21 protein-coding genes and 1 tRNA gene are annotated in these 24,823 nt (G+C 62.6%); 4 read left to right on the top strand and 18 right to left on the bottom strand.

The features are described from left to right. Window positions 1-9: 9 nt before the first annotated feature. From mobF to WG900_RS02385, 4 genes are all read right to left on the bottom strand, one after another. Window positions 10-2,940 carry a MobF family relaxase gene (gene mobF, locus WG900_RS02400; protein ID WP_339964382.1) on the bottom strand — a complete coding sequence of 977 codons (2,931 nt, stop codon included), beginning with the start codon at window positions 2,938-2,940 and terminating at the stop codon, window positions 10-12. Between the two features lie 31 nt (window positions 2,941-2,971). Further along, the gene (locus tag WG900_RS02395; protein ID WP_339964380.1) at window positions 2,972-5,380 is read right to left on the bottom strand and encodes a type IV secretion system DNA-binding domain-containing protein; all 2,409 of its coding nucleotides are present in this window, start codon (window positions 5,378-5,380) and stop codon (window positions 2,972-2,974) included. After that, window positions 5,377-5,703 carry a hypothetical protein gene (locus WG900_RS02390; RefSeq protein ID WP_339964379.1) on the bottom strand — a complete coding sequence of 109 codons (327 nt, stop codon included), beginning with the start codon at window positions 5,701-5,703 and terminating at the stop codon, window positions 5,377-5,379. The genes WG900_RS02395 and WG900_RS02390 overlap by 4 nt, the downstream gene beginning before the upstream one ends. A 442-nt stretch (window positions 5,704-6,145) precedes the next feature. After that, window positions 6,146-6,382, bottom strand: a complete 237-nt coding sequence (locus WG900_RS02385; protein WP_339964377.1) for a hypothetical protein — start codon at window positions 6,380-6,382, stop codon at window positions 6,146-6,148. Window positions 6,383-6,708: 326 nt separating this feature from the next. Here WG900_RS02385 and WG900_RS02380 point away from each other — a divergent pair, with 326 nt between their 5' ends. After that, complete coding sequence (locus WG900_RS02380) at window positions 6,709-6,951, top strand: DUF6437 family protein (RefSeq protein WP_339964376.1); 243 nt, start codon at window positions 6,709-6,711, stop codon at window positions 6,949-6,951. Window positions 6,952-7,059: 108 nt separating this feature from the next. On the opposite strand, the gene WG900_RS02375 is transcribed toward WG900_RS02380, so the two are convergent. Then, window positions 7,060-7,458, bottom strand: a complete 399-nt coding sequence (locus WG900_RS02375; RefSeq protein ID WP_339964375.1) for a single-stranded DNA-binding protein — start codon at window positions 7,456-7,458, stop codon at window positions 7,060-7,062. Window positions 7,459-7,948: 490 nt separating this feature from the next. On the opposite strand from WG900_RS02375, the gene WG900_RS02370 reads away from it, so the two are divergent. After that, window positions 7,949-8,533: a YdeI/OmpD-associated family protein gene (locus WG900_RS02370; RefSeq protein WP_339964374.1), complete on the top strand. Its 585-nt coding sequence runs from the start codon at window positions 7,949-7,951 to the stop codon at window positions 8,531-8,533. Between the two features lie 14 nt (window positions 8,534-8,547). Here the strand turns inward: WG900_RS02370 and WG900_RS02365 are convergent, their stop codons facing one another. The 8 genes from WG900_RS02365 to WG900_RS02330 form a co-directional block, all read right to left on the bottom strand. Further along, the gene (locus WG900_RS02365; protein ID WP_339964373.1) at window positions 8,548-9,498 is read right to left on the bottom strand and encodes a DUF2493 domain-containing protein; all 951 of its coding nucleotides are present in this window, start codon (window positions 9,496-9,498) and stop codon (window positions 8,548-8,550) included. Between the two features lie 301 nt (window positions 9,499-9,799). Beyond that, entirely contained in the window at window positions 9,800-10,522 is a 723-nt protein-coding gene (locus WG900_RS02360) for an RES family NAD+ phosphorylase (RefSeq protein ID WP_339964372.1), read from the bottom strand. Continuing rightward, on the bottom strand, window positions 10,494-10,871 hold the full coding sequence (locus tag WG900_RS02355; protein WP_339964371.1) for an antitoxin Xre/MbcA/ParS toxin-binding domain-containing protein: 378 nt from the start codon (window positions 10,869-10,871) through the stop codon (window positions 10,494-10,496). The genes WG900_RS02360 and WG900_RS02355 overlap by 29 nt, the downstream gene beginning before the upstream one ends. Window positions 10,872-10,930: 59 nt before the next feature. Further along, the gene (locus WG900_RS02350; protein ID WP_339964370.1) at window positions 10,931-11,356 is read right to left on the bottom strand and encodes a hypothetical protein; all 426 of its coding nucleotides are present in this window, start codon (window positions 11,354-11,356) and stop codon (window positions 10,931-10,933) included. 11 nt (window positions 11,357-11,367) lie between these two features. Beyond that, window positions 11,368-12,306 carry an ArdC family protein gene (locus WG900_RS02345; protein ID WP_339964369.1) on the bottom strand — a complete coding sequence of 313 codons (939 nt, stop codon included), beginning with the start codon at window positions 12,304-12,306 and terminating at the stop codon, window positions 11,368-11,370. Window positions 12,307-12,461: 155 nt separating this feature from the next. After that, the gene (locus tag WG900_RS02340) at window positions 12,462-14,471 is read right to left on the bottom strand and encodes a ParB/RepB/Spo0J family partition protein (protein ID WP_339964368.1); all 2,010 of its coding nucleotides are present in this window, start codon (window positions 14,469-14,471) and stop codon (window positions 12,462-12,464) included. Window positions 14,472-14,801: 330 nt separating this feature from the next. Then, window positions 14,802-19,034 carry a bifunctional class I SAM-dependent methyltransferase/DEAD/DEAH box helicase gene (locus tag WG900_RS02335; RefSeq protein WP_339964367.1) on the bottom strand — a complete coding sequence of 1,411 codons (4,233 nt, stop codon included), beginning with the start codon at window positions 19,032-19,034 and terminating at the stop codon, window positions 14,802-14,804. 75 nt (window positions 19,035-19,109) lie between these two features. Beyond that, a complete protein-coding gene (locus WG900_RS02330) occupies window positions 19,110-20,006 on the bottom strand; it encodes a DUF7146 domain-containing protein (protein WP_339964366.1) in 897 nt (298 codons plus the stop codon). Between the two features lie 125 nt (window positions 20,007-20,131). On the opposite strand from WG900_RS02330, the gene WG900_RS02325 reads away from it, so the two are divergent. Continuing rightward, a complete protein-coding gene (locus WG900_RS02325; RefSeq protein WP_339964365.1) occupies window positions 20,132-20,794 on the top strand; it encodes a lytic transglycosylase domain-containing protein in 663 nt (220 codons plus the stop codon). Then, window positions 20,791-21,009 carry a DUF5818 domain-containing protein gene (locus WG900_RS02320; protein ID WP_339964364.1) on the top strand — a complete coding sequence of 73 codons (219 nt, stop codon included), beginning with the start codon at window positions 20,791-20,793 and terminating at the stop codon, window positions 21,007-21,009. The genes WG900_RS02325 and WG900_RS02320 overlap by 4 nt, the downstream gene beginning before the upstream one ends. 3 nt (window positions 21,010-21,012) lie before the next feature. On the opposite strand, the gene WG900_RS02315 is transcribed toward WG900_RS02320, so the two are convergent. From WG900_RS02315 to mltG, 5 genes are all read right to left on the bottom strand, one after another. Beyond that, a complete protein-coding gene (locus WG900_RS02315; protein ID WP_339964363.1) occupies window positions 21,013-22,266 on the bottom strand; it encodes a tyrosine-type recombinase/integrase in 1,254 nt (417 codons plus the stop codon). A 179-nt stretch (window positions 22,267-22,445) separates the two neighbouring features. After that, a tRNA-Met gene (locus WG900_RS02310) sits at window positions 22,446-22,522 on the bottom strand. Between the two features lie 89 nt (window positions 22,523-22,611). Beyond that, a complete protein-coding gene (locus tag WG900_RS02305) occupies window positions 22,612-23,121 on the bottom strand; it encodes a 2'-5' RNA ligase family protein (RefSeq protein WP_339964362.1) in 510 nt (169 codons plus the stop codon). An 82-nt stretch (window positions 23,122-23,203) separates the two neighbouring features. Next, window positions 23,204-23,749 carry a peroxiredoxin gene (locus WG900_RS02300; RefSeq protein WP_339964361.1) on the bottom strand — a complete coding sequence of 182 codons (546 nt, stop codon included), beginning with the start codon at window positions 23,747-23,749 and terminating at the stop codon, window positions 23,204-23,206. Between the two features lie 95 nt (window positions 23,750-23,844). Next, window positions 23,845-24,819, bottom strand: a complete 975-nt coding sequence (gene mltG, locus WG900_RS02295; protein ID WP_339964360.1) for an endolytic transglycosylase MltG — start codon at window positions 24,817-24,819, stop codon at window positions 23,845-23,847. Window positions 24,820-24,823 lie beyond the last annotated feature (4 nt).

Here is a 24,823-nt window from a genome sequence, read left to right as displayed (position 1 = left end):
GAGCGCCACTCAAATCCCGATCTCGAACGGCTTGATGATCGAGCGGTCCTTTTCGGGGGGCTGCTTCTCGGGGGCCGCGACTGCAACCTGGCCCTTGGCCTGTCCTGTCGCTGCCGCATCGCGCAGCAGTCCGACCGTCTCAAGGGCCGAGCGCTTCATGCCAGTATTACGCTCGACCGCTTCCTCGAGCCGCGAGGCATTGTTGACATAGAGCGTCAGACCATCGCGCAGCCGCGTGATCGTGACGAGAAAGGTCTGCTGGTTCGAAAGGTTGCGCTCGCGGCTGTCCATTACGGCGATCCCGCGATCCGAGGTAAGCCCCTGCGCCATGTGGGCATTAAGCGCATAGGCGAGATCGAGCCGTTTCAGCATCGGATCGTCTTTGCTCAACTGGTGTTCGATCCCTGTCGAAGTCGTCAGACGCACCGAACTTGCATCGATTCCCGTGATCCGCGCCTGATCGGCATTGAGCAGTCCCCGCTTGTGATCGGTATGAGTCCAGCGAATGCGGTCGCCGCCGTGCAGCGCCAGGTCCTTGAGTTCGTAGACCCGCAGAGCGTCGTGCTCACCCTGCGGTCGCAACCTGTCTGGCCGGAATTCGAACCGTTTGCCGCGTTCGTTCTCAAGTTCGACCCGCTCGCGCCTAGGGTCGATCCCGACGACCGTATACATGCCACGGACAAGCCCCTGGGCGCGCTTGTCGCGCTCGACCTCGACTACCATGCCGGCCCGGTAGGTCGATGCATGGCGCAGCTCCTCTTGCGTAGTGTTGATCCGGGAGAGCACCTGGAGGCGCAGCGAGGGTTCGCCGATTTCACCATTGGCCTTGAGCCCGGTCTGGACCGCCTCGTTGACTTGGGCTCGCAAATCCCGCCCAGACGCATAAATCGCGGTGCGCTCCCGATCTGCCGGGGGCAACGACAGCCATGCCGCAGCCGCTTCGATCGCTGCGCCCTCCCTTACTTCGACGACATTACTGCCGAGGTGCCGCAACGCCTCATCGATCCGTCCGCCTTGCGCCGCGTACTGAGCGGATCGAAGAGGCTTGTCGCGAGCCCGAATGTTGATGTTCATGGTCGCGGTTTCGGCGCCAGCCTGTTGCATCACATCAAACGGTTTGCCCGCATCAACCGCGCCCAATTGCTTGCGGTCCCCGATCGCAGCGAACCGCTCGAGCTCGAGCAGATTGGCGAGCCGGACCAACTTCTCCTTGTCGGAATTGCCGACCATCGAGGCCTCGTCGAGTAGCACAACGGTTCCCCGAAGCTCGGCCTTTGCCTTGGAGAGCGCCGCCTTGTCGCCGCCGCCGAGCAGCGCGGCATGGCGCCTCAGGAACCGCGCTACGGTCATCGACGGGATGCCGGTGTCGCGCTCAAGCATCTGGACCAGAGTATTCTGGACTGCGAGCCCCAGCACCTGCTTGCCCTCCTCGCGCAGAATGTCAGCAACGGGTTTGAGCATGGTACTCTTGCCCGCACCGGCAATCCCCTGGACTGCCACGATCCGGTTGTGCGAGCCGAGCAGAAGTCGTCCGGCAGCTTCCTGTCCGGGGTTGAGGGTCATGCCGTATTTGAGCTGCGAGAGCGCCTGGAGGCGGGTCCCGGCCTCGTCGGCCTGCACGATTGCAGGCGCCTTGCCCCTGCCCTCCTCAATGCCCGCAACGATGCGCTGCTCGGAAGCAATCGCGCCTGCCGTGGTAACCAGCCCGCGGTCGGCACCCTTGCCTCGTTGCAGCTGCCCCTGTCGCTCGAGCTGCATCACCCGGCGCTCGATCGCGGCCATCCCGGCGGGCAGGCCAAAACCCAATGCGGCCTTGTAGATATCGGTCCGGGCAAAGGCCGCTTCGCGCTCCGACAAGTGGCGGACCGCCGAGGCGACGGCGTGGATCGCCGCGACCTCTTCCTGTGGCCGACGCGCCAGATCGGCGGGGATCAAAGGGTCGCCTTCGCGCAGGCCGAAGCGCTCGGCGAGCGCGGCGATCAGTTCCTTGCCCCGTGCGGCAAGATCGCGGGCCGCAACGGCCAACCCACCCACATTTCCGATGTCGTTTGCTGCCCTGGCATTGGCCCTGGCGATGACCGCTCTGGGATCGAATCCGATCGCTGCAGCCTTGTCGGCCCACTGGCGCGCTAGCGCTTCCCGATCCGCGATCGGCTGTTTCTCTGCCCGGGTCATCAAGGTGGCCGTATCGGTCGCCGATGGCCCCTTGTGCGCCATCCTCTCGACCAGAGCGAGCACTTCGGCGCGGCGGGTGCTGAACGCTTCGATCGCGGTGCGCGGCACGCCAGCGGCCTCGAAATTGCCATGCTTGCCGATCTCACCGATTTCATAGCCGAGCCGTTCGACCGAGATCCGGAAACGCGCCATGGTCATCGCATTGAGCAGCGTATTGTGCTCCCAGAGTTTGTCGTTCTTGAGCGCGCGCCATTTGCCGTCAGGCCCCTGGGTCGCATTGGCCACCACTGCATGGATGTGGGCATTGGGTTCCTGATTACGGTTGGTGTCATGGCTGAAGAGCGCCACAAGAAGATTGCCCGTCTGGACCGGCTTGTACTTGCCGCCCGCTTCCATCCGGGTCTCGGCGAGGTTCTTCTCCGCCCAGGCAAGGGTCTCCCTGACCGCCCCGGCGTAAGCTTCGAGAATCCGCTTGTCGCCACCCACCAGCGCCAGCAGCGACCAGCTCTTGGGCATCGAGAATGTCAGATCGGTTCCCGCGCGGTGCTCGCGATTGTCACTTCCCAGGCGGCTGCCATCGGGAAGGAATCCCTTCAGCACCGCTTCGAATATCTTGGGATCGACCTCGCCCAACAGCCCAAACTCCTCGGCGCCTTTGCCGAACCAGGTACCCGATCGATCGGCATCGGCGCGAGTGTAGTAGTTGTCAGCGGCGAAGTATTTTGCAGCGCCGCCGGCAGTGCGGACATTGGCAACAGACAGCATGCCTCACACTCCCGGCGGACGCTTGGGCTTTTCAGATTTCCATGTCGGCTTCGCCAAGCCCGCGCTCATCGCGGCCGGGCTCGTCGTGCTCGGCAAGGCCATCCTCGAGCATCAGCTTGCGGGCTTCGGCGGCGGCATGGAGCACACCTTGCTTCGCCTCCGGCTTTTGCTCGCTTTCAGCCTTCAGAACCTGGGGCGCGTCGCTGCGCGGCGGGTCTTGACCATCCTTCGACCTGCCTTGCTCCTGTCCGTCACCACTCACCAATCGAAGCGCAGCTTCCTTGGGTAATGCAAGAGGAGCCTGCCCTTCTCGTGGCCCAGCGGCATGCGCCGCATCCAGGGCACTCGGAGCAGGTACGGTGCTTGCGAATTCGGTAGCTCGTGCCTCCTTGAGCACCTCGGCAATCGGCTCGCGTTGCTCCGCCTCACCGCCACTGATGGAGGCTTCCTGACCCGATCGTAGCGCAAGTTCACCTTGGCGCGGAACAATGCGTTGCCCCGCGCCGTCGTCATTCGCCGCGGGCGGCGCGGCAGGGTCATTGCCGCCATTCGCCTGAGGCGCAGGCGCGGGTGCTGGCGGCACCGGTGATGGGCCGGATGGCGGACTATGGGGCGAGGCCGGACCAGCCTTAGATCCCGAATCTTCCGCGCGGCGAATGAAGGGGTCGGCGTGCCTGACCCGGTCGACCGGGACCAGTTTGACCGGGGCTGCAGGGAACCCATCGGGGAATTTGAGATATCCCGAAAGCCGCGGCAGGTTCATCAACTGATCGGGCAGCAGCAGCGGCTCGATGTGCTTGCGCGAGGTCAGGCTGACCGCGTCGCGGGCGTTGTTGTAGCCGTAAGTGTAGCCTTCTTCCATGTCGCGGACCTGACGGTGGCCAATGAAGTCAGAGCACCAGGTCGCGGTTTCCCTGTCAGCCGTACCGAGGATCAGCTTGGTCCGGGCAAGCGATGACAGGGTCATCGCCATGTTCTCGCCGTAGACCTCCTTGAGTTTGGCATAGGCGTGGATCCCGGTGACGATCGCGCCGCCAAAATTGCGCGCCGTCTGGAGACCCTTTTCGAGCGCTGGCAGGCGATGAAGCGCGCCGAGTTCATCGACGAAGAACCACATCCGAACCTCTCGCGTCCGGTCCATCGCCATGAGCGTATTCATGGCAAGGTCGAGCCAGACGGTGAGGAGCTGCGAGCAAACGCTCATGTCGACGTAGCGCGCCGAAATGAACACCATCGACCCGTCACGCTTGTCGCTCTCGATCCAGTCGCGCACCGAGAACCGCTTGCCTGTCTTGGGCAGCAGCGTGAGTGCTTTGGCATTGGCATTGAACACCGCGCGGATCGATTCCGCCATACGCGCGGCCTCCGGCGCAGTAAGCGGATCGGCGATCGTGCCGCGCATCAAGCGGTGCACGGCGGCAAGATCGGCAGTCATCAATTCCGCCGCCAGGGCTTCATTGGTCGCCTGGCCGCGCGCTCTGAGCTTCAAGCACATTTCGACGAACAAGAGCCGCGCGGCGAGCACCCAGAACTGCTCGGCTCCGCCCCCGTCATGGGGCACCAGTGCCTCGGCCGCAGCCGTGAACTCGGCCTCGTCGCGGCACTCATCGAACACGCTCCACATCGGGCAGCGCGCGTCGAGTGGGTTGAGAATCACGTCGCGGCTGCTGTCGTAAAAATGCTCGATGAAAGCGCCGGTCAGATCGAAGATAACCGCACGCTGGCCGCGCGCCCTTGCCTCCTCGATCATCTCGGACAAAGCGACGGTCTTGCCCATGCCGGTTGTGCCGATGAGCATCGCGTGGCTCTGCTCGAGCCGCCAAGGATAGGTCACCTTGGCAAGACGCGAGGGCCGATAGGGAAAGACTTCGGCGAGCTCCGTCTGGCTGCACAGTCGGTAACGCCAGCCCAGCACCGCAGTGAGCTCTTTGGACTTTTCGGCATTGTTGTGAACGCGGATTTCCTCGACCAGTTCAGGAAGCGTGGAGAGCATCGCTCCGCGCTCGTGTTTGCGTTCCTTGGACTTGGCGCCGAACCGCGAGGCGAACCAGTAAAACAGCGCAAAGGCAGGTACGAGCAGCAGCGCCGAATAGGTCAGAGCACGCCCCAGGATCGAGACCATATGGTCCCAGGCGCGCACCACAGGTGGGAAGCCTTCGACATAGGTAATAGGAAATTTGACCGTACCCCCGAAGGCGGTTTCGAGCGCAATCTCCTTGTGCGGATCGAATTCCATGAAGCCGTAAGCGGCAGCGTAGAACTTCATCCAGACGAGGTAACTTTCGTGGTCGCTGAGCCCGGTCGAGAGCATCCACCACGACATCCACGAGATGATGAGCGCGGCGATGATGAGCGGCCCTTTGAGCCCGGCGGCAAACATGAAACTGAAGTGGCCAAGGAGCTGGCTGCCGCGGGTGAAGTCGACGAGGTTCTTCTTCATTTTGCGCCTCCCTTGGTCGGGGCAGCGGCCATGCCGGCTTCTTTGCAGCGAGCCTTCCACGCGGTGTGCGCACGCTCGCGCAAGGTGTGGTCGGGGTGCCCCGAAAGGAGCGCATCGAGCCCGACGAAAGCGAACAACGACTGACGGTAGAGTTTGTCGAGCAGACCCCGGTCGGTTGCACCAGCAGGTGCACCTGCGAGGGCCTTCTTAAGCTGCGAGCGCAGCCATTCGCTGACCGCGAGGCCATCGGCTTCTGCGGCAGCCCGAACCTGCTGGGCAAGCTCGGGCGAGACATAGACTTGGAGGGATATTGGTCTTGGCATTGTCAGGATCCTTCGATCTTGGATCCTGGTTTGCGCTCGCAAGGCAGTGTTGGAGCTACATTACACAAAAGAACATGTCAAGAACGAATACGTCGCGTAATTCCGCCACCTCCACGCGTTCACAACGTAGCCTGATTTGCTTTTTACCATGTAAATCAATCTGATTGCGAAGTGACGAGAGGTAAATTCTAGCTTGTGAATGGCCGATTTCTGCGCAATTCGAACCTGCCAGACCTGGCGTAGGGTGTGCCCCCTGTTCCCTACTTCGAAGTGCGGTACCAGTGATCAGGTTTGAACCGGAATATACGGGCTTGAACAAAAGTCCGGTAGGACCACCGCCGCAGCGGAAAATTCGTTTGCCAGACGGGATCAAAGCAAAACGAAAGGGGAAGCCCGGATGCCCGGACTCCCCCTTCAGAGCTGTTGAGCTCTAGCCTGCGGTCTAGTCTTCGTCGCAAAGTTTGCTGGGTACGGTTTCCACGATCCGGTCGTAAAGGCGCGGTGCCAGTGCCCCGTAATCTCCCTCGTCGACCGCGATGAACCCCGCTTCGTCGTCGGTCAGAACGTACTGGTTGAAGTAGCTGTGATAGGACCGGGCGTGCGCTCGATCCAACGCGGCAAGGTAAGCAGTCTGGTCAAAGTCCAGCGGCGTGGCGGTAAGGACAGCAGATACAATCATGGCAAACCTCCTGATGTTCGATGCTTCGCATCAGGGGCCCCTCGAGATGGGGGCGACGGGACGGGTCAGGGACCGTGCGAAGCACGGCCGCGCAGCGGCGATGGGGGTCACGATTTTATGGAAGGGCCTTGGCCCTGGAGCAAAATGGTGGGGCCCCGTCGTCCTTGACGCGGCCCCAAAGCCGCCATCATCCTCGTAGTTCTCGCGAGAGAGCCCTCCCCCTCTCGCGGACAAGCCAAGCTCTCCAAAAAGCCATTTTCCTACAGAGCTCCGACCTGCGACATGACCTGCCAGGAGGGGACCAACGGCCAGCGAAAGGAATTCAGATGGCCAGGTCCAAAGTGAGCGCACGCGATGCGCTCTTGAAAGTGCAACGCCAGCGCGAGGAGCTCGCTGCCGAAGAGACAAAGCTGCGCGAAGGCGTCGCGACTGAGCTTGGCCAAGTCCTGCTCGAATGCGGCGCCGAAATACTCGAACCAGCACAGCTGAGACAGCTGATCCGGCAGTCGATGGCAATCGGCATCGACGAGAGTCTCAAACGCCTCGCCTCCACGCCCAAGCCTGCATGAAGCGGCGGCGCGGGGTTCGATGCCCCGCGCCGCCGCCTTTGCCCTCAAGCAAGACAAAGGCCCCGGTGGCTCGCGCCGCCGGGGCCTGTTGCTGGTCGAAGCTGCGCCTCAATCCTCGATGTCGGGGGCGCCTTCGTTGTCGCCATCACTGCCGTTCTGGCGGCCCTTGGTGAGAAAATCGACCTTGTCGGCGATGATCTCGCAGCCGTAGCGCTTGGTGCCGCTCTGGTCTTCCCACTGGGTGTAGTGAATGCGCCCTTCGACCGTCACGAGCTGACCCTTGGTGCAGTATTTGGCGACGTTCTCGCCCAGGCCGTTGAAGCAGGTGATGCGGTGGAATTCGCTGTCCTTGGCGGTGTAGCCGTTTTCGTCCTTGTAGGTCTTGCCCTCCTTGCGAGCGGGCCGGTCGGTCACCACCGAGATCGAAGTGATGCTCGTGCCGCCCTGAGTAGTGCGGGTTTCGGGATCGCGGGCGATGCGGCCGACGAGAACTACGAGATTGGTCATGATACTTCTCCTGATCGAGCATCCGGGACCATCCCGGCTGCGAACACGAGTGAAGAAGCGGCCAACGGCGATACGCACCGAAGGGGAACCCCGACCAGTTCGGGTGGTGCGGGCAGCCGTCCCAAAGGGGCGGCAACACGGCCGGACAGGTTCGCGGGTTGCGTCTCGTCCGGGGGCTGATTCAAGGGACGGTTCGCAAGAAAGACGGGTTGTCCTGGATGGTTGGGCTGGATGTCCTGGCCTCGATCCCAAGTGTCGTTGCCGCCTTGCGAGGTTCTCACCCGCCCCGACGGACGCCTCCCTGATTTAGAGTTCTGACGACTTGCAATCACGCACAGGCAGAACCATGGTCGGAAACAGCTGCGCCAGGTTGAATTCGGCGTCGCATCGCTGACAGCAGGCATGGACGTGCCGGTGTGCCACCACAATCCGGGGGCGGCCTTCGGGCAAGCAGGCTTCACATTCCAGTGGCTCAACCTAAGCTGCACCCATGACCGAAATGCGATCAGGGCTCCCGATCTTGCTGTTCGAAACCGGGCAAGCGCTCGGCGAATGGCTGGGAGCACAGCCCCCTGACGCTGCTGGCGTGTGGCTGCGGTTCGCCAAGAAAGGTGCTCACCTTTCAAGCCTGACCAAGGCCGAAGCGATCGATCAGGCCCTATGTCATGGCTGGATCGACGGCCAGCTCGACAAATACGATGCGGCAAGCTGGCTAATCCGGTTTACGCCGCGCAAGGCGCGCAGCAAATGGTCAGAAGTGAACCGCAACCGTGCGATGGAACTGATAATTGATGGCCGAATGACAAAGCGCGGTCTGGCCGAAATCGAAGCCGCTAAGGCCGATGGTCGGTGCGACTCCGCTTATGCCCCTGCCAGCACTGCTACCGTTCCGCCCGACCTCCAGGAAGCGTTCGACCATAGCCCCAAAGCAGCGGCCTTCTTTGCCACACTGACTGGAGCCAATCGCTACGCGATCCTGTACCGGATTGCAGCGGTGAAGCGCGCCGAGACACGCGCCCGCAAGATTGCGCAATTTGTCGCAATGCTGGAACGCGCGGAGACAATTCACGGGTGACGGTCGCCATTGGGTCACGAGGACCCTGTGTTCGACTTCGGGCTGGTTCCCAGCGGACCACGACGATCGACAACCGTGATCCGACGCGACTTGGCCTCGATAACCAGACGCTCCAGGACGCCATTACCAGGAAACGCCACAACATAACGCGGATCGAGCGAGAGCATCCGCTCATTGCGCTTGAAGCCCGCACGGGCGCCAAGTCGCATGTCGAGCGAGAAGGTCACTTGCGGGATATTGCGACGCTCGGCCCAGCTCGATGCCAAGCGGTCGACGCCCTTGGTGTCACCGCCGTGAATCAACACCATGTTCGGGACCCGGTCGCGGACCTTGTCGAGAGTAGCCCAGACGTTGTTGGCGAAAGTCAGGGCATCGGCTTCATTGGGGTGGCGGATCCGCCCCCCAGCGAACACGACCGGCGTACCTTCCGGCATCGCCGCGCGGCGCTTGGACTCAGCCCGGGCGCGCAGGAAATCCCGCCCTTCGACCAGCGCTGAAGTTAGCATCGCGCTGTGGTTGAAGCGCGAACTCGAAGCCGGCTTCCAGGAAGAACTGAATTCATTGAGGTAGAGGCTGGCAGCGATCTCGCGCATTTCTTCGAGAGCCAGCATGCTGGCCTCGGCGCATTGCGCCCGCTCGACCTGAGTCTCAAGTTCGTGGGTGTGAATCTCGGAACCATCGGCCGTCGCGACGAGCGCCCGGACCTCGTCCGTGGCGCGGTCGAGCGCGGACGACTTTCGCTCGGCAGAACGATGGAAGAGATTGACGAAGGCCCAGCCCAGATCCTCGGCATCTGCCTCGAGAGCGGTCCCGGAGATGAGTGCAAAAAGATCGGACCAGACCGCCTCGAGCGTCTGGACGACGGCTTCGCGAACCGGAAAATCGGTTGTCGAAACCGGAGCAGGACCAATCGAAAAGCTGGCGAGATCAAGACCGGCGAGCTGGTCGTAAAAACTGGTGTGCATGGGTGTATCCTCCTGACTGGTGTGAGGCTGACGTGCCGCTTGGTGGCTGCGCCAGCGAGAGCCCGTCAGGGCCAGTCATGGGTGGACCCGCGCACCGCAGGGGAACCCGCTTGGGCAGGCTGGCGCGGGCCGGCCGAGTCCCCATGAGGGACCGGCCAACACGGGCTTGGCCAAGCCGGGTTGCGCGGTTTCGCCGGCTGGCCCAGGGCCTCTCTCGCGAGTGACGCAGGCAACAGCACGCACTGGCGTCACCAATCAGGCATACGCCGTGCCGCACCTTTCCAGCTTGCGTCTGCGCGCCTCAAGCGAGGTTGAAATCAGCCCCGGTAAAGACAAAGCGGTCTTCGGAAGGGAAAGCAGCAAGCGCAGTGAGGCGGCCACCCTCGAAGCGCAAGTGCCAGGTCCGGCGGATCGTTGGCTGCGCTGCGGCAAAGGCTTCGGGCGTGAGGACGACCACGTTGTGACCGAGCGCCGGATCGCGCGTCGAGCGGGTGCGGATTATCAGGGCCCCGGCCTCTCGTGCGGCGTGTCCGAGATCCTGGCACGCGGTATAGTCGTCCGGATCGGTCCAGAGTGCAGCGTCGGCCGCAAAGGCACCGTGGGTCAGGTCGATTGCCCGGCTTGTCGAAACCTTGACTGTGAAGCTGGTGTGCTCGGTCGTTGCAGAGGGCGGCACAAAACCGGGAGAACGCAGATAGAAGCGTAGACGCCAATAGGCGGTCTCGGCAATCGCAGTGCCCTCGGCTTCGCTGGCGTAAAATATACCGGGACGTTCATCAGCGCGGCGGAACCGGCTGGCCGTGCCGTGACCGTAGCGAAACGGCGAAGCGAGTAGATAGTGAAGGCCCTGCGCGGCCTTGGGGAGATCGGGCTTGGCCGCTTCGGCGAGTGCTTCGAGCCGGGCCTGATCAGCCAGGCTGTCGGCAAGTCGGTTGGTCGAGATCCGGTGCTGGGCCTCGACCACGCGCCAGACCGCGCCGCGATAGGAGCCAAGCTCAGACGCGAGCGCGGTGGGCGTCCACATAATCGCACACGGTGATGAGGCCCTTGAAGCTATCGATGAGGTCGAGCGGACGTGCGTCCAGATCGAGATTGGGTGTTTCCAACCAGCGGCGCGACGCGGCATCGTCGCTACCCATCAGCGCATCGAGCCCGCGGAACAGGCGCAGCAGGAACTGTCCGGCCTCGAATGACTTCGAGGCCGGGTCGAGCAGGGTCTTGCCGCCCTTGAGTCGCGAGACCGTCGCCGGGGATAGCCCGAGTATTGACCCAAGCTTGGGATTGGAAAAGCCCCAGAAATCGGCAATCCTTGCGATTGCCGAAGTGAGAACTTGTCCGTCAGAGTGCTGGGGCCGGGTTGCCAAAGTTGCCATCACCTGTCCTTTCAAATGATGGATATAGCCATATATCGTTCACATGAACAGATGTTGAATCACGCCGCTGCGCGTTTTCGGTAGACGCCCTCCCCGTTCGACATGTGCCCGAGGCAATCGTAATCACCGAACAGTGCATCAAAGCGTGCGGCAATCTGTCGGAGCCAGTGTTGTGCCCGGGGGCTGCGCGCGTAGCGCCATTCGGTATCCCAATAGGCGCCGTCATCGCGTTCAGCGATCCAGACGGCAACCAGGCCGCCGTAGGCCGAGACGCCGAAGTCCGCGAAAGCATTGCGCAGAAGTATCCGGTCCTCGCGGCCGCGCCAGCCTTCGTGATGACCAAGCGAAGGAAAAGCTGCGCCAGCGCGGATCCTGAGATCCTCACGCAGCCATTCGTATTCAAAATCCCAGTCATCATCGTCCTCGACCTCAAGCACGGTGAACGCGACGACAGCGCCGCTGGGATAGCTGACCGATCGGCCCATGATGTCCTCCTTCAGGCTGCCAGAGCCACATCGCCAGGTTCGGCCTCGCCGTCTGCGAGCATCCTTCCCCCGAGCCTCAGGAGCAGCCTTGCGGCCTCTTCGGCTTTGGCTGCGGCGGTAAGGATTGCGCGGTCGTCATCACGCAGCAGTTTCAGCCAATGCTCGATGTAGCTCGCGTGGCTGTCGAGATGGGTTACAGGCAGGCCGAGCTCAGCTCCCAGAATCGCGCTCGAGAGCTCGGCGACAAGTTCTTCGGCGGCATAGGCCGAAGTTCCGAAACGGTTCTTGAGATTGCGGCTTAAGCGGCTGGGATGGCCGGTCCAGTGCGACAACTCGTGCGCGAGCGTAGCGTAGTAATGATCGAAGGCAGCGAAGAGGTGTGCGGGCGGCATGGTCACACGGTCGGGCGTTGGCTCGTAGTAGGCTTCAGCCCCATGGTGTCGCAGGTTGGCTGGGATGCCTGCGAAGAATGAGTCGAGCTCGGCCGCGCGGCCTTCAGGTTCGACCAGATCGAGTGAGGCGGCGGGATGGAAGCGCTCAGGCAGTCCTACAACCTGGTCGGCATTGAACACTGGGTAAGCCTTCAGCACCCGGCGCGCCTCGTCGGACCTTTCGCCGGTGTCGGGAGCCTCAACCTCCTTGGTGTAGCTTTTATAGAAGATCGCGATCGTCGACTTCTCGTGCCTACGGACCTGCGCCCCAAGGTCTTTGGCCTGATTGTAGGTCATCCAGTAGGGGGAGGCGTAGCCGCACATGTCTGCGACCATCCACAGCCAGAACACGTTCATGCCGCGATAGGGAATGCCGCAGGCGCGCAAGGGCCGGGACACCGGCACGCCGCGCCAGGGCTGGACCCATGGCTTGGTCCCGGCTTCGAGGCGGGCAATGATTTCCTGGGTAATGCGGGAGGCGGGCGACGGTCCGCCGGACGAACTCTTGCGATAGGACATGAGAGGTCTCCTGATCCGGTCCGCCAGCACGACCGCTGGTCAGATCCGGTGAGACAACAAGCTCCCTCTGCTCTTCTCCCAAAAAGGAAGCGGCCCCTTGGGCAAAGCCAAGGGACCGCTTCAGGGGTACGAGTGGCCTGCCTGTCAGGAGGAGGTCAGGCAGCCAGCTCGCGGGGGGGCTGAACATCGTCGTTGGCGCCTTCGGAGGCAGCGGTGCTTTCGCCGGGCTCGGCGAGCGGCGGTTCGTCCTTCTCGGCCTCGACTGGCTCGGCACCGGCAAAACGCATCACCTCGGGCACCCAGGCGAGCGCGCGGTCACGCACCTCGACCTCGGTTATGTAGGTCCCAGCGAAGACGCGCTCGGCGCTCATCGCCAGATCGCCCTTCTTGACCGAAGCGAACCGGCTCGCGAGATCGGGTCCGCCGACGGCGGAGAGCGCGTCGAGTATCACCGCTTTCGAAACTCGGTCGAAGTAGTTTGCCGCGGTTGGGCGCCACCACGTTGCCATGTCGATCCCGATCAAACTCCCGAGGTGATCATGGAACTCAATCCGGCGCTCACCCGCCATGTTCAGGCTCGCCTCGAGCGTCCTGCCGACCACATGCCCGAGCCAGGCGGCACGGGCTTCGTCGGACAGCGCGCGGAACTGTTCGAACCGCTCCGATGCGCTTGCACAGCCACGCCAGTTCTCATCGAGACCCGACCTGAACTCGGCGAGCGAGGCACTCGCCGACGTGTCCTTGGCCTCGAACCCGGTGATCGGCCCGGCAGGCACACCACCCCGCAAGGTCGTTGCGGAGCGCGCGCGGTAGTCGAGCGTATCGGCGTCGGCTAGCGTGAAGACCATGAAGTCGAGCGCAAGGCCGGGATCCGAGGCGACGTGAAGCGCGAGCACGTCGCGACGCTGCATCGCAAGTTCGTCGACAAGACGCTTCGACAAGGCCGAGCGGCGCGGACTTTCACCACCTTCGCTGGTGACCACCTCGATTCCATCGTCATCGCCTGCCACTTCGGCCTGCCGCTGCCCATAGAACACCGGCTGGAGCACCGGGATCCCGTCGCGCGACAGCACCAGGATCATGCCAGCTTCTGCCTTGAGCTCGGGCGCAAGCACGGGCGGCCTGGCCCGAATGTCCTGGCATTCGCGCTCGATCGCTTCGATCGCGGCCTCGGCAGCGGCAATCGCATCTTCGGCGCTGTCCTCGTCTTCAAGCACGGCAGCATGCTCATCATAGGACGCATCGAGCGCATCGAGCCGGGCGAGTTCCGCTTCGGTCAGCGGTGCCGGCTCGGCGGGGAGCCGGACCAGACCCTCGACGAGGTCGTGGCTCGCGTAAGGGTCGAGGGTCGGCTTGACCCAGGCAAGGCCCTGCTCGACAGCGAGCGCCTTCGCCTGCTCGGCCATCTTCGCGGCCGCGAGCTGTTCGAGTAGCGCGACATCGGCCCAGGATTCGCTGTCCTCGTCATCGAACAGCTCCCGCTCGATCCGGCCACCAGCGGCAAAGTATGCGTCACGCCCGACGAGACGGGCGCGCGGATCGCTGCCCCGGACCGTACCCGAGAGTACCATGCGGCGGATCGAGTCCGGGTTCGGCGCGTAGTAGCCGGTCGAGACCTGCTCGAAGACCCTGGCCTGGATCGCCTGATCGGATGTGGCGCCATAGGCCTTGGCCAAATCGAGAGTGATCTCGCCAGATGCCAGCGCCTCGAACACTTGCGGAGCAAGCCCGGCAAGGCGCAACCGACCTTCGACGAAACGGATCGTCAGACCGAACCGGCGCGCAACATCCTCGACCGAAGCCCCGCCATCGATCAGCGACGCAAAGGCCTGGGCCTCGTCTGCCGGGTTCATTGCGAGGCGGTGGAAGTTCTCGGCAAGACTGGTTTCGATTGCGCTTTCGGCGCTGTCTTCGAGCACCAGACAGGTCACTTCGTGGTCCTTGGGCAGGACTTTTTCTTCGGCGAGGCTTGCCATCGCCTTGCGGCGACGCTCACCCGCCTCGACGTCGAACTTGCCCTTGGCGCCGGGCCGGACGATGAGGTTCTGCAGCAGGCCGCGCGCGGCAATACTGGCCTTTAGTTCTGCATCGGCAATGGCATCGGAATAACGGCGAACATTGCGCGGTGAGGGAACGAGCTTGCTCAGAGGAATTGTCTTGATCATGGCACTTACTCCTGAATTCGAGCCTGATGCATCGACCGTCGACGCCCAATTGGCCCATCCGGGTGAAAGCTCCCTCCCCTCTGTCGTTCTTGGTTAGGCCAGTGCGGCACGCGCGCGAGCGATAACCAGGACCGGCAATGACTTCGAGAACGCTAGAGTGCGCACGCTGCCGATTCTGGTCGCGGGTTTCCGACGATGACGGGCACGAACTCGGCCAATGCCGCCGCTTTCTTCCGAGTTACGAAGGGTGGGTAATGGCGTTCAGCCACGACTGGTGCGGTGAATTCGCGGCAAGCGAAGTGCTCGCCGCGAACTAAACAGGTACATGTTTCAGGCGCTGATCCGCGCGAGCACCGCTGCGGCGCTTGTCGTCGGTACGAACAGCCGCGTCTGGTAGCGGATGATCTCGGTGAAGCACCCTTGTGCCTTGTACCAGTCGAGCCGAGCCGCCGACCACCCTGCAAGTTCGAACCGCTGCGCCCCATTGACGAGACTGCGCTTGAGGGTGAGCGACTCGCGGGCATTGATCGGCATCGGACGCCCTGACGCCAACACGGCAATAGCAATCTGCTCGGCCGAGAAGGCCTGATCGCTCTCGAGCCCAAGAGCCTGGAAGAGTTCCGGAACACAGTGAAGCGGCACTTCGCGTCCCAGCAGCGATCGACCGTCACGCGCCGAAATCCGGCTGACACGAACAAAATCGGAAGGGAGCTTGTCCCAGACGGGCAGCAGGAGCCCGGTGGCAAGGTGCAGCCTTTCGCGCTTGTGGCTCGCAGCGGCCTCGTCGACCTCTTCATTCCACAGACGCCGAAATTCCTTTGCGCCAACCGGCTCCCAACTGCTCTCATCCAGCTGCTCGGCAGTCAGATGCCCGCGTTTCAGCGGACGCACGAGTTCGAAGCGCGCGACCCGCGTGCCGTCGTCAGCCATCAGGCTGCGCGCCGGGACCAGCATCCCGATCCGCCCCGAACGCTTGTTGAGCAAGAATTGCTGGCGCTCCCCGGCAAGTCCGTAGAGTTCCTCAAGGCGGCCTAACGTCAGCGGCTTCAACGCGCGGGCGATCTCCAGCTCGAGCAGGTGCGTGGTTGCGCCCGAGCGCCCATCGGTGCGCAGTAAGGTGTCGGAGATTACCTCGAAATGCTCGACCGCAATGGTCTCGACCCCGAGATCGAGCGTGCCGGCTTGCCGGGCGGCATCGATCCGAGCTTCGACTAACCCCAGAAATTCGTCGAAGATGCCGTTCTGCAGCGCGATCGGTAGTGCAAGGATGCGGTTGAGCCAGCGCTGGATCGTTGGGAGATCGTCGACCATGGTGCCGTCGGGACCTTCGATGCTGAGTCCGGTCAGTTCCTCGAAGCGCGCTAGGCTCACGGCTTCAAGCTTGCCGGTGAACAAGAGGCCAAACCACCGGTGGAGCGCTTCCTTGGCATAAGTGCTTTCAAGATTGTCAGCCGGATCGAACAGGTTCTGTCCGCCGGTCTGGCGCTGTCCACGTGTCAAGGCACCAAGGCTGTCGAGGCGCCGCGCGATCGTCGAAATGAACCTTCGCTCGCCGCGCACGTCGGTGGTTACTGGCCGAAACAGCGGAGCCGAGGCCTGGTTGGTGCGGTTAGTCCGCCCGAGCCCTTGGATCGCAGCATCAGCCCGCCAGCCCGGTTCAAGCAGGAAATGCACACGCCGCGCCTGGTTCTTGACGGCTAGATCGGCATGGTAGCTGCGACCGGTCCCGCCAGCATCGGAGAAGACCAGGATGCGCTTTGCTCCGTCCATGAATGCCTGAGTTTCCGCGACATTGGCGCGCGGGCTGCGCGACTGAAGCTTCTGGCAGCCATCACGCCCAATGATCAGGCGGCGAGTGCGTCCGGTGACTTCGGCGACAGTATCAACTCCAAACCGCTCGATGATCGCATCGAGCGCGGTCGCAATCGGCGGGAGCGCGCAGAGCTGTTCAATCATGCGGTCACGGGCGGCAAGTGCCGAACGGCAGAGCACTGGCGCCCCGCTATCGTCGTTCATCGGCTCGGAGCGTGCCTTGCCGTTCTCGTCGGTGAACACTGCCATGAGCCGGACCGGAAAGCTCTTGGAGAGATAGTCGATCACGTATTCGCGGGGAGAGAGGTCGATCTCGAGCATTTCACGTTCGGCATCCGACAGTTCGGCAAGGCGGCGGCTGAGCATCGCTTCTGCGGTCGAAACGAGCTGGACTACCACCGCATTACCATTGGCGAGCGCGGTCTCGACCGCAGGAAGCAGGCTCGGGAGTTTCATCGAGAGCAACAGCTGCGCGAAGAAGCGCTGCTTGGTGCCCTCGAAAATCGAAAGTGCCGCCGCCTTGGCACTCGAGTTGAGGGTGTCGCCGCTGTCCTGATCGACGATCCGGGTCGCTTCGAGCGCCTCGCGCAGGTTGGCGTGGATGATCGCCCAGGCATCGGCATAGGCATCGTAGACCCCGATCTGGTCGGCAGTCAGGCAATGCTCGAGGATCTCGTATTCGACCCCGGCGAAAGACAATGCCCGCGCGGTGTAGAGCCCGAGCGACTTGAGGTCTCGCGCAACCAATTCCATCGCCGCGATCCCGCCATCACGAATGTCTGCGACGAAGGCCTCACGGTTGGCAAAGGCGGTTTCCGGCCCCCACAGGCCAAGCCTGGTAGCATAGGCGAGATTGTTGACGTCTGAGGCACCGGTGGCCGACGCATAGAGTACGCGGGCGCGCGGCAGCAGGTTTTGCAGGCGCACTCCGGCGACACCCTGCTCCGATCCCTTGACCTTGCCGCGCGAACCTTCGCCGCCCGCAGCATTGGCCATCGCGTGGGCTTCATCGAAGACAATTAGCCCGTCGAAGTCTTCGCCGGCCCAGTCGAGGATCTGCTCGAGCCGCGTCGCATCGCTGCGGCCCGAACGCAGGGTCGGATAGGTCACAAACAGGATCCCCTCACGTATCCCGACCGAAGAGCCAAGTTTCCATTGCCCGAGCGGCTGGATGTCGATCGGAAGGCCGCCCAGCGCCGACCAGTCGCGGCGTGCATCCTCGAGCAGCGCCTCGTTCTTCGAGATCCAGACATGGCGGCGTTCGCCCCTCACCCAGCGGTCAAGAATGACCGATGCAACCTGGCGTCCTTTCCCGGCACCTGTCCCGTCACCGAGGAAGTAGCCCATACGGTAGGCAGAGCCCTCTGCGCTCGCCTTCAGGGCACAGCCCTTGTTCTCGGGCTCGTAGCGGCCAGGAAGATCACGGGCGTGGGCGCTGGCGGCGTAGATCAGCGTCTCGGCTTGCGCCACCGAGAGCACGCCCTTGGCGATCAAGTCCGCAGGCAGTTGGGGCACTGCTTCCGGGACCGGCGCGGTGATCGAGCCCATCGCGACGGATTCGACCAACGGTGTCGGATGTTCGACCGCCCCTGCAATAGCGATCCGGCTGGGTCGGTAAGGCAAATAATGCCCAACCTGTTCTGAAATCGGTGCGGGCTCTGCGAGCGCTTGGTAGGCAAGCGGCTGAATTGCCTGCGCCGCGACAACTGGCCGCGTCGCCAGCGGGACCGGTTTCCGGCCCTTCGCGACGAGGCGAAGCGTCGTGAACGACTTCGCACGCACCACCGGCTCGTCAACAGGCAACCCGCGCTTCGGCAGGGTGTCGACCAGGAAGCAGAGCTCAGCGAAGCTGGTCGGTTTGGCAATGACCGGGTAATCTCCGCCTTCGGCCTTATCGAGCACGAGGAGCCGCGTGGTGATCGAGGTGCCTTGCTTGACGAAGCCCCGCTCGATCGCTGCGTTGAGCCGAAGCGATGCCGGGCCGGCAAAGCCCTGAAGGAACCGCGGCAGATCGAACCATTCCGGCATAACCGCGACGAGACGTCCGCCGGGAAGCAGCCGCTTCCAAGCCGAGCGAAGATGCCGCGCACCGGTGCGACCATCATGGCCGCGTTCGATCCCATGCGAATAGGGCGGGTTCATCAGCACCACGCTCGGTGCCGCATCGGCCCCGAGAAGTTCATTGATCAGTTCGCCATCGTGGCCTGTCACGGGTGCTGCTGGAAACAAGGCTTCCAGGCATTCACGGCGCAGCGGCGAGATTTCGTTCAGCACAAGGCGGGCACCCGCCTTCGCTGCCCAGACAGCAAGCATGCCAGTCCCGGCAGAAGGTTCGAGCACCTGCTCATCTGCGGTGAGTGCGCAGGCCCGCGCTGCGATCCAGGCAATCCGAGGCGGCGTTGCAAACTGCTGCCACTCGATCTGTTCGTCGCTGCGGGTAGTTTGGCTGGGCACCTGGGCCTCAAGGCGGGCAAAGGCGCGATCCGCCTGATCGTCGGAAATTGAGCCTGTAAACGTCGCTGTCTCGTGCAGGAACAGCACCTGGGCCAGCTCGAGCGCAGCGTGTGCATCGCGAACCGACCAGCGGCCAGCAGCGTCATTGCCGCCGAAGTGCTTGCTCAGGACTTCACCCAGCACGTTGCGCGAAATGATCTGACATGCGCTTATCCGTGCGGCGAGGTCGCGGGCTGCGGTGAGCACCAGCGGTTCGGCAGGAACAGAAAACGCCAAAGCGGGAGAAAAATGGGACATCGGGAACCTCCTGAAGAGGCCCAAGTCCGTCCAGGGCCTCATTAGGCCCCAAGCCCTCTTTCCTCTCTTCGTTGCTCAAGCTGCTCCGCGAAGACGCCGAATGAGCTCATCGTTCCAATCGTCGCCGAGCCGCGCCGGCGGCCGGGAGATAATTCGGCGGCCTTCGCGAGAATGGGCTTCAAGCGCCCGCTCTTCGGCCAGCCGCCCTCCGGCATCGTTATCGACAAACAGGTGGAGCTCGCGGACCGATTCCGGAATTGTCGCGAGGCCAAAGCGCTCGTTGCCCAGGGTCGCCCAGCAGGGGATGCCGAACAGCTGCATTGCCGAGAGCGCAGATTCGCCACCTTCGGCAAGGCCAAGCCGGCCACCACGCGGGAACGCGAGGCGCACGGCGCCGCAGCCGAGACGTCCCAGCGCGCGCTTGGGTTGGTCGAACTGGGCAAGGCGGTTGCTGTCTGGATCCAGAAACGTGCGATGGAGCGCCAGAATACCGGCATCGTTGCGCACGGCGGCAACCAGCGCTGGCAAGAACCGCACCGCGCCCCTCGGTCCGAGCGGCATGCGCGGATGGAAGCGCAGATCGGGCGATGAGGTCATGATGCCCCGCCCTGTGAGGTAACGCTCGGCGGGCGTTCCTGAAAGGGTTGAGGCTTCGCGCCAAAGCCGCAGCGCATTGCGGTCAGCCAATTCCTCGCGCGGCTCGGACGTGACCACTCCGCCCGCACCATCAAACAGGTCTGAAATACGGACACCGAGCCGCGCCATGCCCTGGATAACCGCTTCGTTGCTGCAGCCGGCAAAGCAATGGACCAGGATCGCGCGGCTGCCGAGCGTGATGCTGAGCGACGGGGTTCGATCGGCATGGGCGGGACAGCAGCACATGCCCTTCGAGCGCGACCAGGCTCCGCCCAGAGCTTCGACAATCTTGCGGGCACGAGCCTCGAGCGCATCGCGACCTTGAACCTTCGACATGGGGCATCTCCACAGTGACATGCCTCCACCCGCGCAGCCTCCGCTCTGCGCCGCAGACAATCGGTTTCCTACAACATTTGTTCCATATATGTTCCGTTCCGATTCGGCCAGAGAAGGAATTGCACATGGCGCAGAAAACGATCGGAACATTGCTAACAGCCGCGGCGCTGTTGTTGGGAAACCCTGCCCTCGCGCAGGAGGCTAACCTAACTGACCTAGCGGCCAACAGCGAAACGGCAGGATATCGCATTGATGGATCAGCGACGGAGTTTCAGCTCGTGACCCACGGCGTCTGGCGTGCACAAGTGCTGTCGACTCAGCCAGCCCAACCTTTAGTTGGGCCGGCCATCCTACGACCTTCGATTCCGCGCAGGACCAGGAAAGTCTCTAACCTAGAGCCTAGTTTTCGGCGGGCAGCTTACCTGCCCCATGTCTATGCCGCCGAGGTTCAGTACGGACTTCCCAGCGGCCTACTCGACGCGTTGATCTGGACAGAGTCGCGCTACAATCCGTTTGCGGTTAGCGGCGCAGGTGCAGCAGGCCTTGGGCAATTGATGCCGAAGACGGCCCGCGAACTCGGCGTTGCAAATCGGTTCGATCCCCGCTCGAACCTGTGGGCTGCCGCGCGGTACTTGCGCCAGATGCTGGACAAGTTCGGAGTCGTCCATCTAGCGGTGGCAGCCTACAATGCAGGGCCTGGTGCGGTAGAGCGCGCTGGCGGCATTCCGCTCAACGGTGAAACTCCGTCCTATGTGCGGAACGTTCTTGCGTTCTGGGGGACCAAATGAGTTCGACCTACGGAAATGGCAGCAGTCGGCGCAAGCGGGTGAGCGGAGTGCTCAACCTGGGTGGCCGTGGCTTGAATATCCTAACTGATGCAGGCGACCTCTGGGTTATCGATCGAGAGGATGTCGACCCAGATCTTCTCGGACGCCGGGTAACAGCCGAGGGGACACAGGCTGGTTACGACAGACTCAATATCGAGTGGATCGGTGAGGTCTGAACGCTAAGCGGCTCGGCGCTTACCTTTCGAGATATTCACGACTTTGCCTCCGCTGAGAAAGTCAGCCCAATCTTGCATCATATGCCGACGTGGAGCGAGATACTCGGCTGCATTGTAGGCACCCCGAACTTCGTTGCTTTCAGAGTGTGCCAGTTGCAGCTCGACCCAATCCTCGTGGTATTTGCGAATCCACGAGACCGGCTTTCCTACCTCGACGAGCTGCTCGTTTGCCCAGGTGCTGGCCAATCCCCGGAATCCGTGAACCGTCTGACGTGTGTGGTATCCGAGCCGATAAAGCGCATAAATCATGGTATTCTCTGAGATCGGCTTTTCAGGTGTTTTGCCGGGGAACAGGAACTCGTGCTTGCTGCTCTGAATCATGCGTTTGGCAATTGCCGCTGCAGCAAAGGACAGTGGAACCAAGTGCTCGCGGCCCATCTTCATTCGATGCGCCGGAATGCGCCATAAGGGATTATTGCCGTCCAGATCCTCGAACTCGGGCTTAACAGCGAAACGCAATTCCTTGGTCCGAACCCAAGTCAGTAGCGCGAACATCACCGCGTCTCGCGTTATCGCCGATCTCCGCTCTCCTTCGGCCTCGTAACCTTCTAGTTTCTCTATGAGCGAGGGGACCTCGCTCAATGGAATGCGACTCATATGCTTGACGCGAGGACGCGGCTTCAGCGCACCACGCAGATGCGCGGTCGGATCTGATCCGGCCAGCCCGCAGGCAATGGCGAACTGGAACACCTGGCCTACGCCCTGCTTAGCTCTCCGGCTAATATCCAGTGCGCCGCGAGCTTCAATCTTACGCACCATTTCAAGAACATCTGGCGGCGTGATCTCCTGAATTGGTTTCTCGCCAAAGAATGGAAGAACGTCACGCTCAAGACGCGACCAGACGCGCTCGGCATGTGCAGGGTTGAGCGCTGACTTTCGATTCTCGTGCCAGCGTTCTGCGATCACGCGAAAAGTTTCGGCACCGCTGGCTGAGGCCTGCGCCTTGTTCTTCATTGGATCACAACCCTCGGAAAGCTGGACCTTCGCAGCATTCCTCTTGTCTCGGGCAGCGGCCACACCAACGTCAGGATAGGCACCGAAGGAAAGCAGCTTTTCCTTGCCATCAAATCGATACTTCAAGCGCCAGAGCTTACTTCCGTTTGGCTGCACGAGCAGAAACAATCCGCCCCCATCGGAAAGCTTGAAGGCTTGCTCACGAGGCTTGGCATTTTTGGCTGCGGTTTCTGTTAGAGGCATTGGGGGTATCGCTCCTTTTGGACACCCCTCGAGAATACCCCCAAAATACCCCCACACCAAATCCGGCTGCAAGCGGAAGCATGCGGACCCAAGCGGACGCGAATCACGCTTAAGTGCATTGATTTAGTGTGATTTTTCGGAATTATGCGGACGTTTGCGGATGTATCCGGAAACGAGAATGGTAGCGGAGGAGGGACTCGAACCCCCGACACGCGGATTATGATTCCGCTGCTCTAACCAGCTGAGCTACTCCGCCCCAAGGGGCAAATCCGGCGCTTTCGCGCTGGACAGGCGGCGCACATAGGGTGCGCGGCGGCGCGGGTCAACACCTCTGTTGCGGTCAATTCACCGGCGGAAGGACCAGCGCCCCAGCGGCTCCCACGGGCCGCCCTTGTAGAGGTGCAAACCGATGCCGGTGAAGCGGAATTGGCGCTCGATCGGCTGGGCGGCAAGCTCCCCTTGAAGCGCGATTGCGGCGGCGCGATCGACCTTGTTCTGGACGGTTACGTGCAGGCGCTTGGGGTGATTGTCCTGCGCGGTCAGGGTGCCGTGGAAATGCTCGGCAATGTCTTCGCAGAGCGCCGACATGGCGGGGCTCTCGATCCGCAGGGCGGTGCCGCCGCCCAGGTCCATGAGGCCGGTAATCCGCGCCTCTGGTGCCGCATATTCACCCACAACGCGCGGGAGATAGCGCAGAACTTCCTCCCGCAACGAAGGCGCCAGCGCGTGGAACAGCGTGACGTGGGCGGAGAGATGGTTGCGTTCCGGCGGGAAATGCGCGCGGCGCAGGCCGTCTGCCCAGGAGAAGATCTCTCTGGGCAGTTCGGCGGTCACGATGAAAGGTTCGAAGGCCATATCGGGCCTGTGTAGGTGTGCGGGCGGCGGCAGGGAAGAGCGGGGGATGCCGCCGCCCGCAAGCCGAAGCGTGATTGGGGGATCAGGCCGCTTCGGCAGTTTCGTTGGTAAGGGCTGCGATCAGCTTTTCCGGGGCGCTTTCGCCATAGGGATCGCCGCCTTCGCCGTGATCGTTGATGCCCGGTTCTTCGAACCAGTGCGTGATCTTGTTGTCATCGACGATCATCGCATAGCGCCAAGAACGCATGCCGAAGCCGACGTGATCCTTGTTGATCAACATGCCCATGCGGCGAGTGAATTCACCCGAACCGTCCGGCAGAAGCTTCACGTTCTTGAGACCTAGGTTCTGGCCCCACTGGTACATGACGAAAGCGTCGTTGACCGAGATGCAATAGACATCGTCCACGCCCAGCGCCTGGAAGGCGTCATAAAGGCGGTCATAGTTGGGGCACTGCTCGTTCGAGCAGGTCGGCGTGAAAGCGCCGGGAAGTGAAAACACCACGACCTTCTTGCCGGCGAATTCCTCGCGGACCTTCAGGTTCTGCCAGCGGAACGGGTTGGGTCCGTCGACGGTTTCGTCGCGGACGCGGGTCTTCAGGGTAACGTCGGGGATTTCACGATTGAACAAAGCTGCCTCCTGTGCGGTTGTTTGAACGCGCAGCTAGGCGGATCGGTTTCATTCGTAAAACCGATTATTGCAAATATTGTAATCGCAAAAACAGATCAGAAGTCGCCGCGCGCCTTGCGCAGGGTGTACCACTTTTCGACGTTGGCATTGTGCTCGGCCAGAGTCGCGGCAAAGGCGTGACCGCCGGTGCCATCGGCCACCATGTACAGAGCATCGGTCTTCGCCGGGTTGAGCACGGCTTCGATCGAGGCGCGGCCCGGATTGGTGATCGGACCCTTGGGCAGCCCGACCATCGAATAGGTATTGTACTCGTTGATCGCCTGAATTTCCGACTGCTTGATGCGGCGGCCGAGCGGCTTGCCCTTGGTGATCGGATAGATGATCGTGGGGTCAGCCTGGAGCATGATGCCCTGACGCACGCGGTTGGAATAGAGGCCCGCGACCAGCTTGCGCTCGCTCGGCTTGCCGGTTTCCTTCTCGACGATGGAAGCGAGGATCACGGCTTCCTGCGGAGTTTTCGCCACTGTGTCGGGCGAGCGCTTTTCCCACAGTTCGGCGAGTGTGCGCTGCATCGCGGTCTGCATCCGCAGCACGACCGCCTGCCGGCTTTCCCCGCGTTCGAAATCGTAGGTATCGGGCAGCACCGAGCCTTCCGGCGGCGGCGAGATCGTGCCTTCGAGCAGCGTCTGGCTGTTCAGCCGTTCATAGACGAGGATCGAGGGCATGCCTTCGGGCACAGTGACAAAGCGGCGCACCGCATCACCGCCTTGCAGGATGCCGAGCACTTTCGAAGGGCTGGCGCCAGCGGGCAGGCTGAATTCGCCGGCCTTGATCGATCCGCCCGCACCAAAGATGCGCGCGCGCAGGCGGAAGCCCGAGGCCGAGGAGATCACCCCTTCCCGCTCTAGCTTGCCGGCGACCGACGACAGGCTTGCCCCGTCGGGCACGATGAACGCGGCGTCCTTTTGCAGCGGACCGCCCATGTACCAGCCGCCGAGCAGCCATGTCAGGCTGCCGAGCGCCAGCACTATGGCGGCGATGATGCCGAGCAGGCAGCCGCGGCGCATCATGGGG

The organism is Novosphingobium aquae (assembly GCF_037572715.1).
GTDB classification, from domain to species: domain Bacteria; phylum Pseudomonadota; class Alphaproteobacteria; order Sphingomonadales; family Sphingomonadaceae; genus Novosphingobium; species Novosphingobium aquae.
Note: the sequence above shows the minus strand (reverse complement) of the source record. Positions and strands in the feature narration are given on the sequence as shown.